Source organism: Streptomyces sp. NPDC048566, from assembly GCF_043199735.1.
Lineage (GTDB): Bacteria > Actinomycetota > Actinomycetes > Streptomycetales > Streptomycetaceae > Streptomyces.
In genome coordinates, this window is the sequence record NZ_JBICWL010000014.1 from 127,577 (window position 1) to 146,555 (window position 18,979).

Consider the following 18,979-nt stretch of genomic DNA (forward strand, 5'->3'; position numbering starts at 1 on the left):
GCGGGCCCGCCCCTCGCCGACCCCGCTCCGCGGAGCCGCCGCCTTCCGTCGGCCGCGGGGGCGGGACGGCCCGGCGGGGTGCCGGGCGCCGGCCTGGTGGCCCGGCCGGAAGGGTTCGCCGGCTCGCGACGCCCGGCACGGCGCCTCGCCGCGTCGTCGCATCACCCGGGCACATCCCGTACGCGGGAGACGCTCCGCCGTCCGATGCACCGCACCGGACGCCGCGAGCCGTCCCGCTAACCCCTCCGGTCACGGCACTAGTCGACCTCGGCGACCGCCTGCGCGAACTGGGCCTGGTACAGGCGGGCGTAGGCGCCGCCGGACTCCAGCAGTTCCGCGTGCGCGCCCTGTTCGACGATCGCGCCGTCCTCCATCACGAGGATCGTGTCGGCGTCCCGGATCGTCGACAGCCGGTGCGCGATGACGAACGACGTCCTGCCGTGCGCGAGCTTCGCCATCGCCTTCTGGATCAGCACCTCGGTCCGGGTGTCCACGGAACTGGTCGCCTCGTCGAGCACCAGGATCACCGGGTCCGACAGGAACGCCCGCGCGATGGTGATCAGCTGCTTCTCGCCCGCGCTGACCCCCGTGCCCTCGTCGTCGATCACGGTGTCGTAGCCGTCGGGCAGGGTGCGCACGAACCGGTCGACGTGCGCGGCGCGCGCCGCCTCCTCGATCTCCCCGCGGGTGACCTCCCGCGCCGCGCCGTAGGCGATGTTGTCGGCGATCGTGCCCCCGAACAGCCAGGTGTCCTGGAGCACCATGCCGATGCCCGCCCGCAGTTCGTCCCGGGACATGGCCGCCACGTCGACGCCGTCGAGGGTGATCCGGCCGCCCGTGACGTCGTAGAACCGCATGAGCAGGTTCACCAGCGTGGTCTTGCCCGCGCCGGTCGGGCCGACGATGGCCACCGTGTGGCCCGGCTCCACCGTGAGGGAGAGGTCCTCGATGAGCGGCTTCTCCGGCTCGTAGCGGAACGACACGTGCTCCAGCGCCACGTGCCCGCGCAGTTCGGCGGGGCGGGCCGACACCGCCGGGTCCGCCTCCTGCTCGTCGGCGTCGAGGACCTCGAAGACCCGTTCCGCGGAGGCGACGCCCGACTGCACCAGGTTCGCCATCGAGGCGACCTGCGTCAGGGGCATCGAGAACTGGCGCGAGTACTGGATGAACGCCTGCACGTCGCCGATCGACAGGCTGCCCGAGGCCACCCGCAGCCCGCCGACCACCGCCACCAGCACGTAGTTCAGGTTCGAGACGAACATCATCAGCGGCTGCATGATGCCGCTGTTGAACTGGGCCCGGAACCCCGCCTGGTAGAGCTGCTCGTTCTGCTCGGCGAACTGCGCCGCCGACTCGTCGGCCCGGCCGAACACCTTCACCAGGTTGTGCCCGGTGTACATCTCCTCGACGTGGGCGTTGAGCTTGCCGGTGCTGCGCCACTGCTGCACGAAGTGCGGCTGCGAGCGCTTGCCGACCCGGGTCGCGACGAGGAACGACAGCGGCACGGTGACCAGCGCGACGAGCGCCAGCAGCGGCGACACCCAGAACATCATGGCGAGCACGCCCACGATGGTCAGCAGCGAGTTGACGAGCTGGCCCATCGACTGCTGGAGGGTCTGCTGGATGTTGTCCATGTCGTTGGTGGCCCGGCTGAGCACCTCACCGCGCTGGCGCTTGTCGAAGTACGACAGCGGCAGCCGCGACAGCTTCGCCTGGAGGTCCTCGCGCATCCGGTACACGGTCTTGTTGACGGCCCGGTTGACCAGCCGCGTCGCGACCGCCATCAGCAGGCCCGCCAGCAGGAACGTGACCAGGGCGAGCAGCAGGACGTTGCCGACGGCGTGGAAGTCGATGCCCTGGCCGGGGGTGAAGTCCGTTCCCTGGAGCATGTCGGCGACGGAGCCCTGGCCGCGGGCGCGCAGCGCGTCCAGGGACTCGGCCTTGGTGGTGCCGTCCGGCATCGCGCGGCCGACGATGCCCGCGAAGACCAGGTCGGTGGCCCGGCCGAGGATCTTCGGGCCGACCACCGACAGGCCGACGCTGAGGACGACGGCGACCAGCATCACGCAGAGCGTGGCGCGCTCGGGCCTGAACCGGGCGAGCAGCCGGCGCCCCGACACCTTGAATTCCATCGAGCGCTGGTCGGGGCCGGTCCCCGCCATCATGCGCCCCATCGGCCCGGCCATCAGGCGGCCTCCGCTTCCGTCAGCTGGGACAGGACGATCTCCCGGTAGGTCTCGTTGTCGGCCATCAGGTCGTGATGGCGCCCGGTGCCGACGACCCGGCCCTCGTCGAGGACCACGATCCGGTCGGCGTCGCGGATGGTGGACACCCGCTGGGCGACGATGACCACGGTGGCCTCGGCGGTCTCCTCGGCGAGTGCCGCGCGCAGGGCCGCGTCGGTCGCGTAGTCGAGGGCGGAGAAGGAGTCGTCGAACAGGTAGATCTCGGGGCGCTGCACCAGGGTGCGGGCGATGGCCAGGCGCTGGCGCTGGCCGCCCGAGACGTTGGTGCCGCCCTGGGCGACGGGGGCGTCCAGGCCGCCGTCGAGGCGTTCGACGAAGTCCCTGGCCTGCGCCACCTCCAGCGCGTGCCACAGGTCCTCGTCGGTGGCGTCGGGGTTGCCGTAGCGCAGGTTCGTGGCGACGGTCCCGGCGAACAGGTACGGCTTCTGCGGGACCAGCCCGACCGTCCTGGCCAGCAGCTTCGGCCCGATGGTCGCCACGTCCACGCCGTCGACGAGGACCTCGCCGTCGGTGGCGTCGAACAGCCGGGGGATCAGGCCGAGCAGCGTGGACTTGCCGCTGCCCGTGGAGCCGATGACGGCGGTGACCTCGCCGGGGCGGGCCACCAGGTCGACGGACCTCAGGACCGGTTCCTCGGCGCCCGGGTAGCGGAAGCCCGCGCCGCGCAGCTCCAGGTGGCCGTGGCGGCGCAGCTCCAGGACGGGCGCGAGCGGCGGGACGACGCTGCTCTCGGTGCCCAGCACCTCCTGGATGCGCTCGGCGCAGACCTCGGCGCGCGGCACCATCATGAACATGAAGGTGGCCATCATGACGGACATGACGATCTGCATGAGGTAGGCGAGGAACGCGGTGAGGTCGCCGATCTGCATGCCGCCGCTGTCGATGCGGTGGGCGCCGAACCAGACGACGGCGATGGACGACAGGTTCACCACCGTCATCACGATCGGGAACATCAGGGCGAGCATCCGGCCGGTGGCCAGCGAGGTCTCGGTCAGGTCGGTGTTGGCGCCCTTGAACCGCTCCTTCTCGTAGCCGTCGCGGACGAAGGCGCGGATCACGCGGTTGCCGGTGATCTGCTCGCGCAGCACCCGGTTCACGGTGTCCAGGCGCACCTGCATGGTGCGGAACAGCGGGCGCAGCCGGCGCACGATGAGCGTGACGCAGATGCCGAGGGTGGGGACCACGGCGACGAGCACCCCCGAGAGCGGCACGTCGAGGCCGAGCGCCAGGACGATGCCGCCCACGCACATGATCGGCGCGGACACCAGCAGGGTGAACGTCATCAGCGTGAGCATCTGCACCTGCTGGACGTCGTTGGTGGTGCGGGTGATCAGCGAGGGCGCGCCGAAGTGGCCCATCTCACGCGCGGAGAAGGACTGGACGCGGTCGAAGACGGCGGCCCGGACGTCCCGGCCGACCGCGGAGGCCGTCCGGGCCCCGTAGTAGACGGCGCCGACGTTGCAGACGACCTGTGCCAGCGAGATGCCGATCATCAGGGCGCCGAAGGAGAGGATGTAGTCCGTGTCCCCCTTCACGACACCGTTGTCGATGATGTGCGCGTTCAGGGTGGGCAGGTAGAGCGTGGCGCAGGTCTGCAGAAACTGCAGCAGCACCAGCAGGGCGATGGGTTTCTTGTACGGACTGAGGTGGGTCCGCAGGAGTCGTATGAGCACGCGGGGTCTCTCGGGATCGTCGACGGCTGGGTGATCGGCGGGCGCTGGATGGTGCACCACCCCCTATCGTCGGGCACCGGACCGGTGTTACCTCAACCGATTAACCCAAGCGCGAACCAAGAACGGGCCATGGTCCGCCCCGGACCCCGCGGGCGCGCCGTGATGCCTTACGGGGCGGCCGGGGGCGGTCAGGCCCGGAACGCCCCGGGATGCGTCTGTTCCCGTACGGACACGTACTGCTGGCGTACGGCCTGGCCCACGGCGAGCTCCTCGCCCGGCTCCAGCACCTGGGCGACCGGGCCCTGCCACCGCGGAGGGTTCCGCGGGTCGTGGGTCCCCTGCGAGACGCCGAGCGCCCAGGCGGCCTGGCGGGCCGCGCCGAGTGCCGCGTAGTCGGCCGGCTGCGGCACCACCACCGGCGCGCCGAACAGCGCGGGCGCCACGGCCTGCACGGCGGGCAGCTCGGCGGTCCGGCCGAGCAGGAAGACCCGGCGGACGTCGACCCCGCGCCCGCGCAGCACGTCGAGCGCGTCCGCCAGACCGCACAGCATGCCCTCGAAGGCCGCCCGCGCCAGGTGCTCGGGCTTCATCGACTCGCGCCGCAGGCCCGCCAGGGTTCCCGCGGTGTGCGGCAGGCTGGGCGTGCGCTCGCCCTCCAGGTACGGCAGCAGCACCAGGCCGTGCGCGCCGGGCGTCGACTTCATGGCCAGGTCGGACAGCCCGTCGAGGTCGGGCACGCCGAGCAGTTCGGCGGTGCCGCGCAGGGCGCGTACGGCGTTGAGCGTGGTGACGACCGGGAGGTGCATGCCGGTCGCGTCGGCGAGGGAGGTGATCATGCCGGTGGAGTCGGCCAGCGCCTCGGGGTGCACGGCCATCACCGAGCCGGAGGCGCCGAGGGACACCACCGCGTCGCCGAGCCCGATGCCGAGCCCGAACGCCGCCGCCATGGTCTCGCCGGTGCCGGCGGATATCAGCAGGCCCTCGGGGGTGGTCCCGGCCGCGTCGGCCGGTCCGAGCACCTCGGGCAGCGCGGCCTGATGCCCGAGCGCCAGCTCGACCAGGTCGGACCGGTAGGCGCCGGTCGCCGCCGACCAGAAGCCGGTCCCGGAGGCGCCGCCCCGGTCCGTGGTCCGGCGCACCGGGCGCCCGAGCAGCTGCCAGACCAGCCAGTCGTGGGCCTGGAGCAGCAGGGCGGTCCGCCGCGCCGCGTCCGGCTCGGTCCGGCTCAGCCAGCGGAGCTTGGTCACCGGGTGCGAGGCCTGCGGAACGCTGCCCACGGCCTGCGCCCACGCCTCCCGCCCGCCGAGCGCGTCGATCAGGTCGGCCGCCGCGACCTGGGCCCGCTTGTCGCCGCCGACCAGCGCCGGCCGCACGGTGCCGCCCTGCGCGTCCAGCGGGACGAGCGCGTTCGCCTGCGCGGACACGCCGATGGCCTGCACCCCTTCGAGCAGCCCCCCGCCGGCCGCCTCGCCCAGGGACAGCAGCCAGGCCTGCGGGTCGACGTCGGCCGGGCGCCCGCCGCCCTCGGCGCCGTCGAGCGGATGCGGGGCATAGCCCTGGCGCAGCACGGAGCCCGTGTCCGTGTCGCAGACGACGATGCGTGTGAAATCGGGCGAACTGTCCAGCCCGGCGACTATCCCCATGGCGGAAATTCTGCCGTACGGGTGAGGGTGGCGGCGCCGGGCGGGTGCACGAGATCCGGCGCCACCCCTGATTCCCCTGGTGCGACGGGTGCGGCCGTCAGGTGTTGCTGGTGCCCCAGTCGTCCTGTCCGGCGCCGCCCGCGTTGCGCCGGCGCAGCGAGCGGACCCGGTCGCCGACCGAGTCGGGGACCCGGTCCCCGACCTTCTCGCTCACCGTGTGGAACGCCTTGCCCGCGATCACGCGGCCCTGCTGGGCCGCGGTCTCCGCGGTGTTGCGCACCGCCGGGTTCTGCGAGACCTGCCGAGCGGACTTCCTCAGCTGCTCGTAGCGTTCCCGCCCGGCGCGCGTGCCGAGCACGTACCCCAGGGCCAGCCCGGCGACGAATGTGAGCTTGTAGCGCATGACAGCCACCCTTCCCTTGCGTCGGCATCGGTACGGAGGGAACCGATTGGCGGAGCACCCCCCTGCTTGCGCTAATGTATGTGTCGCAGCGAGCGCACGCCCCCTGGCGAATACCCAGGTAGGTGCGATCGATGCAACGGGACAATCCTCCGTAGCTCAATTGGCAGAGCAGCCGGCTGTTAACCGGCAGGTTACTGGTTCGAGTCCAGTCGGGGGAGCGCGGTCTCCTGTAGCTCAATTGGCAGAGCAGCCGGCTGTTAACCGGCAGGTTACTGGTTCGAGTCCAGTCGGGAGAGCAACGGAAGGGGACCCCTCAGGGGTCCTTTTTCATGTCCGGGGGAACCGCCCGGGGCACGCCGAAGTCCTCGGGGTCGTGCGATGCCGACCATCCGAAGCAGGAGATCGTATGAGCGGCTATGCTGCGGCAGACGGCGCGCACACCTGTGCGCGGCGCGCCGTAACGGGGCGGTAGCTCAGCCGGTTAGAGCAGCGGACTCATAATCCGTCGGCCGTGGGTTCGAGTCCCACCCGCCCCACCACACGCTACGCGTGAAGAATCGATGCGACCAGCAACTTCGCTGGCGGATCAGGCGAGTTGAGAGAGCGCCGGAGTGCTCCCTCGGGCCGGGTGCCGGTGGTCGCCGGACCCCCGCCCGGGCCGCCCTCCCGCCCAACTCCTCCCTCACCCGAACGGCCTGACCGTCCCTCGGGCGGAGTACACCGGAGCCGCACCGGGACGCGCACGGCGGGCCGCCGCGCCGGGCCTCCCCCGCGGTCCCCGCGCCCGGAGAGGTCCCGAACCGGTGTCCGGTGCGTGCCCGGCGCCGGCCCTGTCCCGCACCGACTTGGGCCCCCGTCCCGCACCGGCCCTCCCGTCCGTGCCCGGCAGGGCGCCGGCGGTCCGGTTCGCTCCGGGCGCCGGCGCGACCGGCTTCCGGCTCCCTCGGGGAGCCGTGTTCCGGGACGAGTTCCCGCGCCCCCGTCCGCACCTGTCCACCCCGCGCCGCCCCCGTCCGCCCCGCGCCGGTGTCCGCCTGCCGGTCGGCCCGTGCCCGGGCGCTTCCCGCCCGCGCTCGCGGCGGCACCGCGGGTGCGGAGCACCCGGGCACGCCCCGCGCCTCAGGTCCGGTCCGTCGTCTCCCCGCCCCGGGAGCTCCCCGCGCCCCGGGCCGGTCCGCCGTCTCCCCGCCCCGGGGCGCGGGTCCCGCACGGAACATGCTGCTCGGAGGGTAGGAGCGGTGCTGCGTGGGCACCATGCGTCTAAGCGCGTCGACGACGACGCGGGGGATCGTCGTCATGAGGAGGGGTCATGAACCGTCGGATCCGGATTCGCGTCAGCCGCCGGCCCGCCGCGCCGCGGGAGATGCCGATCGACCGCAGGACCCCGTCGGGGCGCGTCCTGCCCTACTGACAGGCCGTCCGCCCCCTCCGCCCGGCCCGCCCCGCGCGTCTCCCGCATCGCGCGCCGCCTTCCCGCCGTCCTCCCGAGCCTCCTCCGTCCTCTCCTCGCACCGCCGCCCGGCTCCGCCGGCCGCTCTCCGCGCCGCCGCCGTGCCGGCCGCGGCGCACATGGCCTGAACCGACCGCCGGTCGGTGCGCCGACCCGTTTCGTCGTACATCCGGGCGGGCAGTCACCCGGCAGCGTCTGTCCCGGTCCGTGCGGACCGAGGGAGGGGGAGCGCTGTGCGCGACCACGTGCGTTCGGCGGACGGGCGCCTGCTGCGCGTCGAGATCTCGGGGGACCCGCGGGGGCGGCCCGTGTTCCTGCTGCACGGCATGCCCGGCAGCCGGGTCGGACCACGGCCCCGCTCCATGGTCCTCTACCAGCGCGGCACCCGGCTGATCAGCTACGACCGCCCCGGCTACGGGGGGTCCGAGCGGTACCCGGGGCGGCGCGTGGCGGACGTCGTGCAGGACGTCGCCTCGATCGCCGACGCGCTCGGCGTCGAGCGGTTCGCCGTCGCCGGCCGCTCCGGGGGCGCCCCGCACGCCCTCGCCTGCGCCGCGCTGATGCCGCAGCGGGTGACCCGGGCCGCCGCGCTGGTGGGGCTCGCGCCGCGCGGCGCCGAGGGGCTCGACTGGTTCGCCGGGATGGCCTCCTCGAACGTCGACGAGTTCCGGACCGCCTTCACCGACCCCGACCGCTTCACGGCGCGGCTGATCCCGCGGTCCGCGGCCATCCGCCGCGACCCGGTCCGCCTGCTGGAGGACCTGCGCCCCGAACTCACCGCCGACGACCGGCAGATCGTCTCCGACAACACCATCCGCTCCATGCTGCTGCGCAACTACCGCGAGGCGCTGCGGACCTCCCCGTACGGCTGGATCGACGACGCGCTGGCCCTCACCGGCGACTGGGGCTTCGAGCCGGCCGAGATCCGGGTGCCGGTGCTGCTGTGGCACGGAATCGAGGACGTGTTCTCGCCGGCCTCGCACTCCTCGTGGATGGCCGCCCGGATTCCCCGGGCCACCGCCGTCCTGGAACCCACCGCGGCGCACTTCGCCGCGCTGCGGGCCCTGCCGAAGGTGCTGGCCTGGCTGCTGGCGGACGTTCCGGCGTGGCCCGGGAGCCGGCGGGGCCGGACCGCGTCCGCCCCCGGCGCGGCGGACGGCGCCCGCGGCGGGCCGGCCCGACCGCGCGCCCAGAGCCCCGCCCCGCGCTGAGCGGTGCGGGGACCGGCGGCGGGCCCGGCCGGTGCGGGCGCCCCCGCACCGGTCGGCCCTCATACGGCCAGCGGCTCCAGGTCGCGGTAGATGCGGCGGTCGTCCGCGGCGACGCGGGTCATGCCGTTCTCCTCGCCGAGGAGCGCCCGCAGTTCCGCCAGGGCCTCCTCGCGCATCCGGCGGGCCTCGTCCCGGCGGCCCAGCGCGGCCAGGGTGAGACCGGCGTTCGCGACGATCGCGAGGGTCTCCGGGTGGTGCGGGCCCAGCACCGTGCGGAGCGTCACCACGGCCTTCTCCTCCAGCTCCCGCGCCTCCGCGAACCGGCCCTGGTCGGCGAGGACGTTGGCGTAGTTGACGCCGGTGAACAGCGTGTGCGGATGCTTCTCGCCGAGCACCTCGCCCATCCGCCGCAGCACCTTGCGGAACACCCGCTCCGCCTCCTCGGCGTCACCGCAGCCCCAGTGGAATATCCCCAGGTTGTTCAGCGCGGCCTGGGTGTACGGATGGGCCTCGCCCGGCACCTTCATGTACTCCGTCAGGGCCTCCCGGGCCACCTCGCGGGCGGCCTCCCGCTCGTCCGCGGCGAACAGGTCGGCGGCCATGTTCAGGTCGCAGGCCAGCGAGTCCGGCGTCGGCGCCTCGTACTGCTGGCGGTAGAGCGCGCGCGTCGCCGTCGTCAGGCGCCGGGCGTCGTCGAACTCGCCCGCCCGCCGCAGCGACACCGCGAGGGACTTGGCGCAGCTCAGGGTGCCGGGGAAGTCCTTGCCGAGAATCCGCTTGTGGGCGTCGTACGCGCGCGAGAGCAGGGACACCGACTCGCCGTAGCGGCCCACCTCCCTCAGGTCGCGGCCGAGCCGGGCGGCCGAGGCGAGCGTGTACGGGTGGTCCGGGCCGAGGACCTCGGTGCGCCGGTCGAAGGTCTCCTGGTCGAGGACGCGGGCCTCGCCGTACCGGCCGACCATGCGCAGCGCCAGCGCGAGGTTGTTGGCGGCGGAGAGGGTCCGCCGGTGCGACTCGTGGAATATCTGCCGGAACCCCTCGTGCGCCTCGCGCGCGTAGTCCACCGCCGACTCGTACACGCCGAGCGCCGCGAGATCGCTGGCCAGGCCGGACATGGTGACGTACGTGTGCGGGTGGGTGGGGCCCAGCACCCGCTGCTGGCGTTCCAGCAGCGCCGTGTTGATGTCGCGGGCCTCCACGTAGCGGCCCTGGGAGCGCAGCACGTTGCCGAGCTGGCAGCGCAGGTACAGGAACTGGACGTCGTCCTCGCCGAGGACGGGCTTCCAGTGGGCGAGCAGGTCCTCGGCGAGCGCCTGCGCACCGGCGAACTCACCGCGTTTCCACAGGTAGCGGACGCGGTCGATGAGCAGCCTGCGGGTCGCGGCGTCCGTGCAGTTGCGGGCGTCGGAGGCCGCCAGGTGGGGCCAGATGACCGTGAAGCGGGGCCAGGTCTCCGGGTCGTCGATCGGCTCGTCGCCGTCCGGCCGGCAGCCCGCGAGGACCGTGTGCACCACGTGCCGGGCCTGGCGCTGCTCCTCCTCGGTGAGCTGCGAGCGGATCACCGCCTGCACCAGCCGGTGGACCTGGATGCTGTTGCTCACCTGGTCGACCTTGGCGAGCGCGAACCGGCCGATCTCGCGGATCACCCGGCCGAGCAGCAGGCTCTCCTGGAGCGCCGGGTCGTAGGGCCGCAGGGCGTCGATCATCTCCTTGCTGTACAGCAGGTGCGAGGAGATCGGCTCGGCGGCGAGGAACGCGCACAGTTGCAGCAGGCGCACGGAGGCGGGCGAGCGCTCCCGCAGCCGGGCGATGGAGATGTTCCAGGTCGCGGCGACCGTCTGCGGGTAGTCGACGGGCTGGTTGAGGTCCAGTACCTCGGTGGTCTGCTCGGCGAGCCGGCGCAGGTACTCCTCGATCGGGGTGGCCGTCTCGGCGAGCCAGGCCGCCGCCTGCTCCACGGCCAGCGGCAGGTCGCCCACCGCGGTCGCCACCCGGTCGGCCTCCTGCGCGCTCAGCCCGGAGGCGCGCCGGGTCAGGTGCTCGACGCTCTCCTCGCGCAGGAACACGTCGATGGGCAGCGAGGCGCCCTGCTGCGCCCACGCCTGGTTGCGGGAGGTGACGAGGATGTGGCCGCCGCCGCCCGCCGGGAAGAAGCGGGTGAGCCGGGCGGGGTCGTCGGCGTTGTCGAAGACGAGGATCCACCGCTTCGTCGGCGCGCCGCGGGCCAGCATCTGCACCGCTTCCTGGCTGGCCAGGTTGATGTCCTCGCCGCTGGGCGCGCCGATCCGGGCGGCCAGTTCGGCGAGCGAGGAGACGACGTTGCCGGGGTCCTCGGCGGATATCCACCACACCAGGTCGTAGTCGGCCATGAACCGGTGCACGTACTCCAGCGCGACCTGGGTCTTGCCGACGCCGCCGAGCCCGTACAGGGCCTGCGGCTGCGGCAGCACCACCGACATGCCGCCGCCGAGCTGCTCGCGGACCCGGTCGAGGATGACGTCCCGTCCGGTGAAGGTGTTGTTGCGCTGCGGGGCGCTCCAGATCGCCGGGGTGCTGCCCGGGAAGCGCGGGCCCGCCGCGCCCGCCTCGACGGGCCGGCCCGGCAGTTCCAGGGCGCCGAGCAGGGCGCCGGTGCACTGGGCCTCGTCGAGGCGGTGCAGGTCGACCGGATTGCGGTCGAGGTAGGACTGCGGCAGGTGCACCTCGTCCACCCGGACCGGCAGGACGCCGCCGTGCGCGGCGTCGTGCGGGGCCCCGTCCTCGGCGTCGGTGAGGCCGCGCCAGACGGGGTCGGAGTGCCGGGACTTGCGGAACGCCTTGGACAGCAGCACGAGGGTGCGGGTCGCCGGGTCCGGCCGGTCGACCGGCCCGGTGGCGATGTCGTGCGGGGTGACCCGGCAGCCCGACCGCTTCAGGAGCGACTCGATCCAGTCCGCCCAAACGCGGTTCTCCGCCGTGTACGCGATCACCACGTCCGCCGCGGTCGACAGGGGCCGCCTGCGCAGGAACGCGTCCCGGCAGCGCAGCCGTACCGCCTCCGGCACCGGCGGCAGGGCGGTCACCGTGCCGTCCGTGATGACCGCGGTGAGCCGTTCGAACGCGGACAGCAGCGAGTTGGCGATGCCGCTCTCGTCGCCGACGGTGGCGAGGGTCTCCTCGTAGGCGTAGTAGGGGCGGTAGGGGATCTCGACGGCGCCCCAGTAGGCGGTCAGTTCCTCGCCGGCCAGTTCCTCCCCGCCGAGCCCCTTGGGGAGCCCCTCGAACTTCAGGCGGGCCAGCGCGCGGCCGGCGTCCACCTTCTCCTTCTCGCCCTCGTCGATGCGCATCGGCACCGGCAGCACCCGGATGGGCCGCTTGCGGTAGCCGTCCTCGACGCTGCGGGCGACGGCCGCCGCTCCGTCGAGGGACTGGTCGCTGAGCGTGAAGCAGTCGACCAGCACGTCGGGCATCTGGATGGTGCAGATGTCGGCGTTGTCGGACAGCCCGGTGCGGCTGTCGATGAGGACGTAGTCGTAGGAGGCGCGCATGTCGTCGCGCAGGGCGTCGAGGAAGAGGCCGCCGCCGAGCCGCTCGTAGAAGTTGTCCCACTCGAAGGAGGACACGCTCGCGGAGTACGAGCGGTCCTGGCGTCCGGCGGACAGGAAGTCGAGCGAGCCGCCCTCCTGGAAGCGCAGGCCGAGGCGTTCGGGCGTCAGGGAGATGGCGTGCTGCTCGACGCGCGCGTAGTCGCGGTGCCAGGCCCCCGAGCGTTGGGTTCCGGTGGTCGCGGCCCACGCGTACTCGTTGATGATGTCGATGACCCCGGTGGTGGCCGCGAGCGCGTTGGGGTCGAGGAAGGGGTGGAAGAAGCGGTGCAGGCCGGGGGCCTCCAGGTCCCAGTCGACGGCGAGGACGCGCCTGCCGTTGGCGGCGAGGATCCACGCCGTGTTGGCGAGGGCCATGGTGCGGCCCGTGCCTCCCTTGTACGAGTAGAAGGTGATGATCCGTCCGTCCTGCGCGGCCGTCATGCTTCTTCTCCTCCGTGGTCGGGTCCGCCGTCGGGACGCGGCGGATGGGTGGGGCCCATCAGGCGGGGCCGGCGGACGGCCGGACCGGCGGGCGGATGCGCCTCGGCGTGCTTGAGGTACTGCCGGGTCGCGTGCGCGACCACGACGGGCAGGACGTCGGTGAACGCCTTCAGCGTCGGAACGCCGTTGACGGCCGAGCGGCAGTCGGCGCGCCGGCCCCGGTCGAGGATCAGCGGCAGGGTCCGTTCGAGTTCGGCCGCGAGCCGGCGGCCCTCCTCGCCGTGGCACTGGATGTCGGTCCGGTTCCACGGGACGACCGCGCTGATCCAGGGCCGGGCGCGGGTGTCGAACGCCTTGAGCCTGCGCACCCGTTCCTCGTCGGTGAGCGCCCACCGGTCGATGAGCAGGATGCCGGGATGGCCCGGCCCGGCCTTCTCCGTGTCGTCGGGGCCGAGGTCCTCGTCGGTGGTGTCGTCGTCGAAGGACGACACGGTGATCCGGTAGTCGAGCGAGCGGATCAGCTCCTCGGCCAGCGAGGGCAGCGGCCGGGTCGACTCCGAGTGGTAGGGGTTCCAGTCCTGGGCGTCCTCGCCGTAGGGGCGGGTGTCGCGGTGTTCGGGGATGCTGTGCCGGGTGGGGGCCGCGACGGTCAGATGGATGCGCCGGGGGCCCTCGCCGCGCGGCTTGAACGCGCTCGGCGTGCTCTCGTAGGGCCGCGGTCTGCTGGACGGCAGCGGGGAGTCCTGCGCGATCTGCACGATCCGCTGGGCGAGCCCGAGGACCGTCTCCTCGTACTCGTCGCGCAGCCGGTTCAGCTTGATCAGGCCGTAGATGCCGTTCGCCGCGTAGCGGTCGCCGAACTGGGCGTGGTCGACGTGGATGTGCCGGACGGAGTCGGGGAGCTGGGCGTAGTCGATGTGCGTCCACAGGGCCGGCACGATCGCCTGGACCGCGCCGCTGCCGGTGGCGCGGGCCCGCAGGATGCGTTCGTTGAAGGCGAACCACTCCCGGCCGCAGCTCTCGCTGGTGAAGTAGCGCGGTGAGAACAGCGGGACGAAGACCCGGCAGGTGGCGAGGTTCTCGCTGAGCTTCTCCGGCCAGCCGTCGCCCGAGCGCATCTCCCGGTCCATGAATCCCGCCGGCACGCCGGCGGGCAGGTCGGTCAGCGCCATGATGTGGTCGCACAGGTCGGTGAAGAGGACCTGCACCCAGTGGTCCGGGTCGCCGCCGCCGGGCCCCCAGGCCGGTGTGTGGGCGTAACTCAGGAAGAAGTACGGCCGGTTGTCCGATGCCCGCTCCGGTATGTCCACGCGCCCCCCCTGCCTGTGGATGAGACCCCTACGGGAGGTTCACCGGGCCGGAACCCACCATCTTCCCGATCCGGACCCCGGGGAGGTCTCCTCTTTCACGTCAATCCCTGGCGATATCCGGACATCAGGACACCGGCCCGGTCGACGGCCTCCCGCATTCCGAAGAGCCGCACGGCTCTTCCCGCCATTTCCCGCCGCGCCGCGAGATCACGCGGCAGCCGCGACCCGATCAGCCTGAAGTCGCCGTCGTACAGGGTGATGTCCTCGTAGGACACCCAGCGGCCCGGCCGGCCCGACACGCAGGAGTACCCGCGTGGCGGCGGCGCCGGCCGGAGCCGGTACTCGGCGAGGTGGAAGGCGCTGCACGCCTCGAACCCCACCCGGAACAGCAGCACATGGGCGCCCGCCGCGTACAGCGCGCCGAGCGGGGAGCGTTCGCCGAGGTGGCAGTGCGGGTCGTGGTCGGCGAGCAGCGCGGCGGCGCGCGGCCCGAGCGCGGCGAAGGAGGTGTGCGGGTGCGTGCTGCGGACGGCACCGGGCGTGGTCCGCACGCACTCGGCGAGCGCGCCCATCGTCGGGCACGGCGTCGTCGCGGGGTCGAACGGCGCCATGGACGCCCGGAAGGCCGCCTCCCGGTCGGCGGACATGCCCGCGGTGAGGTCCTTGTAGGCTCGGGAGGTCGGCGAGTTCTCGGGCGAGAAGGCGGGCACGACGAGGGTGCCGTCGGGGCCGAGGGCGGCGAGCAGCGCGTCCCGGACCCGGGCGGCGCGCAGGCCGCTGCCCGAGAGGGACGCGTGCGCGACGAGGACGCCGCCGCGCGGGACGCCCAGCTCCGCCAGCAGGCCCGCCAGCCCGCCGGGCCCGGTCATCGCGGGCGGTCCGTCCCCCGGGGCGCGGCGGCCGCCGGCGCCAGCTCGGCCCGCAGCTCGGCGGCCAGCGCCTCGCCGGTCGCGGTGAGTTCGCGGGGCGGCCTGGACCCGAGTTCGTCCAGGGCGCGCGCCGCCCGGGCCAGGGCGGCGTTCCGCTCGTCCGCGCCCCGCGGCCAGCGGGCGGCGTTGCCCAGTTCGTCGCTGGCCTCGTCGAGGAGCCGCCCGGCCCGGTTGCCCGGCACGTTCAGGTCGGCCGTCTCGCGCAGCGCCCGCAGCCGCGCCCGCCGGCCGACGCGCGGCAGCTCCCGCACCAGGTCCTCGGGCTCGAAGTCCACGGCGAGGCCGAGCGCGCCGAGCCCGTGCGCGCCGAGCCGGACGCCGGTGCCGGCGGCGAGCGGGGTGAGGGTGGTGAGCGCCGGCTCGTTGGCGCCGCCGCGCTCCGCGGCGGGACGCTCCTCCAGCAGCTCGTGCGCCCTGTGCAGCCGTTTGGCGAACACGGCGAGGTCGCTGGGGCCCAGGGGCGGCGCGACGGGTACGGGGTAGCAGTCGCGCAGCGGGTCGGCGTCGTCCAGCAGCAGCCGGGTGCCGCCGGCGACCGGGACGGTGGTCAGGGGACGCCAGCCGCCGTCCGCGTCGCCGGGGCGGCGCCCGGCGCCCGGCCCGGTGCGCACGTGCAGCTCGCCGGCGGTGACCGTGACGTCGACCGGGCCCGGTGCCGGCAGGTCGAGCGTGCCGAGGGTGGGCAGGTGCAGGCCGCCGGCGCCCTCGTGCCAGCGGAGCGCGAGATCGGCGCCGGCGCGGACGGCCGCCGCGGTGATCGCGCGGGCGAGCGGCGCCGGTTCGCGGGACCGGCCGTGCAGGCAGTGGTTGAGGGCGGTGTGGACGTAGGGGTGGGCGAGGATCGCGTCGACGTGCGGCGCGGTCGACGGGTCGCCGTCGAGCGCCAGGAAGGCGTGCCACACCGCGTCCCAGCCGGGCTCGCCGGCGTGCCGGGCGGCCACGACGCCGAGCAGGGTGCGGACCAGCTCGCCCTGCGCGTAGCCGAGTTCGTGCCGGTCGTGGACGGCGGGGCTCAGACCGTGGTCGGTGATCCGCTCGGCGACCCCGTCGACGAACGCCTTCAGGTCGGAGCAGAACACGCTCGGGTTCGCGAAGCCGTGGCCGGTGCTGTAGCGGTGCGCGTAGAGGCCCCCGCCGCACGACTCGACCACCGGACAGCGCCGGCAGCTCGGGCCGACCCCCGCGAGCCCGAGCTGGCGGGCGCGCACCCCGGGGTGCCGGGCGAACTCGGCGAAGGTGTGCCGGTCGACGTCGTAGCCGGTGGCGGGGGCCCCGGGGTACGCCGTCTTCAGGGAGTCGGCCTGCTCGAAGCTGCCGTCGGTCTCCACCACCGCGAGATCGCTCGGCGCGAGTCCCATCGCCTCGGTCAGGGCGGGGCCGCCCCGCAGGGTGCTGAGGACCGACTCGAAGGTCCGCACACCGAGGGTCCTGCCCTGCGCATCCCAGCGGTCGAAGATCCTCAGCAGCCAGTCCGCGTAGGCGGTGGGGGAGCCGTCCGGCCGGGGCGGCGGGTTGTCCCAGGTGGAGTGCGGCAGCAGGTAGTCGACGCGCGGCGGGTGCAGCGCGGCCAGCGCGTCGTGCACCGCCACGGGGTCGTTGGCGACGTCGACCGTGCACAGCAGGCCGCTGTAGAGGTGCCGGTAGGCGGGGGAGCGCAGCAGTTCGATCGCGCGCAGCACCCGGTCGTGGCTGCTGCGGCCCCGCCGGTCCCGCCGGTGCCGGTCGTTCGCGGCGCGGTCGCCGTCGAGGGAGACGCTCACCTTGACGTCGAATTCCCGGAACACGTCGAGAAAGCGCGTGTTCAGCCGCACGCCGTTCGTGTGAATTCTCAGATCGAGCGCGGTGACCGGGGTGATGGTCTCGACGAGTTCCGCGCAGATGTCCCGCATGCGGACGGGTCCCACGAGAAGGGGTTCGCCGCCGTGGAGGATCACCGAAACGGAGGGGAGTTTCTGTTCTCTGGCATATTCCGCGAAACGGCGGGAGACTTTCCGCAGCGTTTCCTCGGAAAGGAAGACGGGGCGTTTTTTCCAGCTCTGGTCGGCATGCTCGTACACATAGCAGTGATCGCAGGCCAGGTCGCACCGGCTGTGGATCTTGAGGACGAGTTGCTGGAGCTTCACCCGGTGAAGGGTAGTGCCGAGGGTGCGGTCGGCGTGCCGTGAACTCCTTGACCCGCAGGGCCTGTTGAAGGTCCGGGGGCACGCGGACGGGCGCACCTGGCGGCGTGATCCGGGTGCGCCCGTACGGGAAGCGGCGGGTGGGTCTAGAGAGCCGAGTCGAAGGTGATCGGCTTGGCCGGGCGGCGGCCCGGGATGTCCGTCACTCGTCCGGCGGACCTCACGGCGGCGGTCCCGAACGGGTCGATCGCCGCGAGAGGGGTGTGCGGCCGGCGCGTGGGCCTGGGAGAGGCGGTGAGGTGCGTCGCCTGCGTCACCGGAAGGTTCATGTGAGGACTTTCGCTTTGATGGGTGCTATCGGGCGGAGAGTATCAGTGGATCTCTGCAGGAACCGGGCTTCTGCGCTTTCACATCTAGTCGCGAGCGGGGCCCGGTGCAAGGGGAGCGGGGCCGCCCGGACGTATCGCGGACGCGCGCCGAAGCGGCCCCGCGGGGGAGACGTCAGTTCGGCGGGTGCCCGCTCGCCGCGACGGTGACCGCCGGACGCAACCGCGCACCGGCCGCGCCGCACCGGCCGGGTCGACGGGCGCCGCCGGGCCGCACCGGGGGTCAGCCGGCCAGCGGGTCCAGGACCAGCGGCTCGATCCTGCCCTCCAGCATGGAGCCGAGCCCCTGCACCGCGCAGATGTCGGGCCGCTCCGCGATGTGCACGGGCATGCCGGTCGCCTGCCGCAGCATCTGGTCGAGGCCGGGGAGCAGCGCGCTGCCGCCGACCATCATGATCCCGCGGTCGCCGAGGTCGGCCACCAGGTCGGGCGGGCAGGAGCGCAGCACCTTGCCGATGCCGTCGAGCACGGCGGTCAGCGGGGTCTGGATCGCGTTGCGCACGGCGGCGGTGTCCACCTGCACGGAGCGGGCGAGGCCGGTGGCGACGTCGCGCCCGTGGATCTCGGTCAGGGCCGGGCCGTGCGGGGTGAGCCCGTTGCCGGAGAGGGCGAGCTGCAGGGGCCGCACGGCCTGGCTCGGCAGCATCAGCTCGTGCTGGTGGCGCAGGTGCTGGACGATCGCGTGGTCCACCGCCTCCCCGCCCACCGGGATGCGCTCGGCCGTCACGATCGAGCCCAGCGACAGCACGGCGAGCTGGGTGGCCGCCGCCCCGCACACCATGATCATGGTGGCCTCGGGGCGCTCGACGGGCAGCCCGCAGCCGACCGCGGCGGCGATCAGCGTGTCCACCAGTTCCACCCGCCGGGCGCCCAGCCCGACCAGCGTCTCGATCGCGGCGCGCTGCGCCAGCGGGTCCGCGTCGTGCGGGGTGCAGGCGGCGGCCCGCAGCCGGGGCTTGCGCCGCAGCGCGCGGCGGACCTTGTCGCCGATCAGGTGGCGCAGCATCCGCTGGGCCATGTCGATGTCGACGACCGTGCCGCCGGACACCGGCCGCACCACCCTGATGTAGTCGGGCGTACGACCCGTCATCTTCTCCGCGAACTCGCCGACCGCGATCAGCGCGCCGGTCTTCGTGTTGATCGCCGCGCAGCTCGGCTGGTCCACGACCAGACCCGCGCCCCGCACGTAGACCCGGGTCCTCGCGGCGCCCAGGTCGACGGCGAAGTGGCAGCGGCGCAACTGCTCCAGACTGGCGGTCATGGCAGGTCCTCCCGAGAGCGCAGACCGTGTGGGGCTCCGCCGGGCGGCGGTCCTCTCCTCGCATCCTCGGCGGACCGCGGCCGGGCCGCCCTTCGTGGGGGGCCGGGCGGGGTGCCGCTGGACGGGTGGTCTTGCGCGACCGGCACCGGGCCCCGCCGCCCGTGACGGACCGTCACGGCTCCCCGGCGCCACTCCGCCCCTCCCTCCCGGGTCCCGGCCGGTCCGGCCCCGCGGCGTCCGTCGGGGCGCCGCCCCGGACGGAGCGCCCACCGCGCACCGGGGACGCGACGGAGGCGGGGCCGCCTCTCGGCGGTCGCCCGCCGATTCCCCGGCCGGGGCG

General features: G+C 73.7%; 11 protein-coding genes and 3 tRNA genes. 4 read left to right on the top strand and 10 right to left on the bottom strand.

Annotation, left to right across the window (positions count from 1 at the left end):
• Positions 1-257 precede the first annotated feature (257 nt).
• The 4 genes from ACGFS9_RS21655 to ACGFS9_RS21670 form a co-directional block, all read right to left on the bottom strand.
• A complete protein-coding gene (locus tag ACGFS9_RS21655; protein ID WP_393255310.1) occupies positions 258-2,186 on the bottom strand; it encodes an ABC transporter ATP-binding protein in 1,929 nt (642 codons plus the stop codon).
• The gene (locus ACGFS9_RS21660; protein WP_393255312.1) at positions 2,186-3,919 is read right to left on the bottom strand and encodes an ABC transporter ATP-binding protein; all 1,734 of its coding nucleotides are present in this window, start codon (positions 3,917-3,919) and stop codon (positions 2,186-2,188) included. Before ACGFS9_RS21660 ends, ACGFS9_RS21655 begins: the two co-directional genes overlap by 1 nt.
• 188 nt (positions 3,920-4,107) lie before the next feature.
• Complete coding sequence (locus ACGFS9_RS21665) at positions 4,108-5,562, bottom strand: FGGY family carbohydrate kinase (RefSeq protein WP_393255313.1); 1,455 nt, start codon at positions 5,560-5,562, stop codon at positions 4,108-4,110.
• A 97-nt stretch (positions 5,563-5,659) separates the two neighbouring features.
• Positions 5,660-5,965: a YtxH domain-containing protein gene (locus tag ACGFS9_RS21670; RefSeq protein WP_393255314.1), complete on the bottom strand. Its 306-nt coding sequence runs from the start codon at positions 5,963-5,965 to the stop codon at positions 5,660-5,662.
• 145 nt (positions 5,966-6,110) lie between these two features.
• Here ACGFS9_RS21670 and ACGFS9_RS21675 point away from each other — a divergent pair.
• The 4 genes from ACGFS9_RS21675 to ACGFS9_RS21690 all read left to right on the top strand — a co-directional run bounded on the left by ACGFS9_RS21675 (position 6,111) and on the right by ACGFS9_RS21690 (position 8,626).
• A tRNA-Asn gene (locus ACGFS9_RS21675) sits at positions 6,111-6,183 on the top strand.
• Positions 6,184-6,188: 5 nt separating this feature from the next.
• Positions 6,189-6,261 (top strand) — tRNA-Asn (locus tag ACGFS9_RS21680).
• 166 nt (positions 6,262-6,427) lie between these two features.
• Positions 6,428-6,504 (top strand) — tRNA-Ile (locus ACGFS9_RS21685).
• Between the two features lie 1,144 nt (positions 6,505-7,648).
• Positions 7,649-8,626, top strand: coding sequence for an alpha/beta fold hydrolase (locus tag ACGFS9_RS21690; protein WP_393255316.1), 978 nt, complete (start codon positions 7,649-7,651; stop codon positions 8,624-8,626).
• 59 nt (positions 8,627-8,685) lie between these two features.
• On the opposite strand, the gene fxsT is transcribed toward ACGFS9_RS21690, so the two are convergent.
• The 6 genes from fxsT to ACGFS9_RS21720 all read right to left on the bottom strand — a co-directional run bounded on the left by fxsT (position 8,686) and on the right by ACGFS9_RS21720 (position 18,639).
• Entirely contained in the window at positions 8,686-12,633 is a 3,948-nt protein-coding gene (gene fxsT, locus ACGFS9_RS21695; RefSeq protein WP_393255317.1) for an FxSxx-COOH system tetratricopeptide repeat protein, read from the bottom strand.
• On the bottom strand, positions 12,630-13,943 hold the full coding sequence (locus ACGFS9_RS21700; protein ID WP_393255319.1) for a TIR-like protein FxsC: 1,314 nt from the start codon (positions 13,941-13,943) through the stop codon (positions 12,630-12,632). The genes fxsT and ACGFS9_RS21700 overlap by 4 nt, the downstream gene beginning before the upstream one ends.
• A 95-nt stretch (positions 13,944-14,038) precedes the next feature.
• Positions 14,039-14,812 (bottom strand): AAC(3) family N-acetyltransferase, encoded by a 774-nt coding sequence (locus ACGFS9_RS21705; protein WP_393255321.1) that lies wholly within the window; start codon positions 14,810-14,812, stop codon positions 14,039-14,041.
• Positions 14,809-16,995, bottom strand: coding sequence for a radical SAM/SPASM protein FxsBH, inactivated beta-hydroxylase extension form (gene fxsBH, locus ACGFS9_RS21710; protein WP_393255322.1), 2,187 nt, complete (start codon positions 16,993-16,995; stop codon positions 14,809-14,811). Before fxsBH ends, ACGFS9_RS21705 begins: the two co-directional genes overlap by 4 nt.
• A gap of 143 nt (positions 16,996-17,138) precedes the next feature.
• Complete coding sequence (locus tag ACGFS9_RS21715; protein WP_393255323.1) at positions 17,139-17,321, bottom strand: hypothetical protein; 183 nt, start codon at positions 17,319-17,321, stop codon at positions 17,139-17,141.
• A gap of 280 nt (positions 17,322-17,601) precedes the next feature.
• Positions 17,602-18,639 (bottom strand): rod shape-determining protein, encoded by a 1,038-nt coding sequence (locus ACGFS9_RS21720; protein ID WP_393255324.1) that lies wholly within the window; start codon positions 18,637-18,639, stop codon positions 17,602-17,604.
• Between the last annotated feature and the right edge of the window lie 340 nt (positions 18,640-18,979).

Bases quoted from the DNA above. Each gene is read 5' to 3' on its own strand.
- ACGFS9_RS21655 (WP_393255310.1), bottom strand. From the start codon at position 2,186: ATGGCCGGGCCGATGGGGCGCATGATGGCGGGGACCGGCCCCGACCAG.
- ACGFS9_RS21665 (WP_393255313.1), bottom strand. From the start codon at position 5,562: ATGGGGATAGTCGCCGGGCTGGACAGTTCGCCCGATTTCACACGCATC.
- ACGFS9_RS21670 (WP_393255314.1), bottom strand. From the start codon at position 5,965: ATGCGCTACAAGCTCACATTCGTCGCCGGGCTGGCCCTGGGGTACGTG.
- fxsT (WP_393255317.1), bottom strand. From the start codon at position 12,633: ATGACGGCCGCGCAGGACGGACGGATCATCACCTTCTACTCGTACAAG.
- ACGFS9_RS21705 (WP_393255321.1), bottom strand. From the start codon at position 14,812: ATGACCGGGCCCGGCGGGCTGGCGGGCCTGCTGGCGGAGCTGGGCGTC.
- ACGFS9_RS21715 (WP_393255323.1), bottom strand. From the start codon at position 17,321: ATGAACCTTCCGGTGACGCAGGCGACGCACCTCACCGCCTCTCCCAGG.
- ACGFS9_RS21720 (WP_393255324.1), bottom strand. From the start codon at position 18,639: ATGACCGCCAGTCTGGAGCAGTTGCGCCGCTGCCACTTCGCCGTCGAC.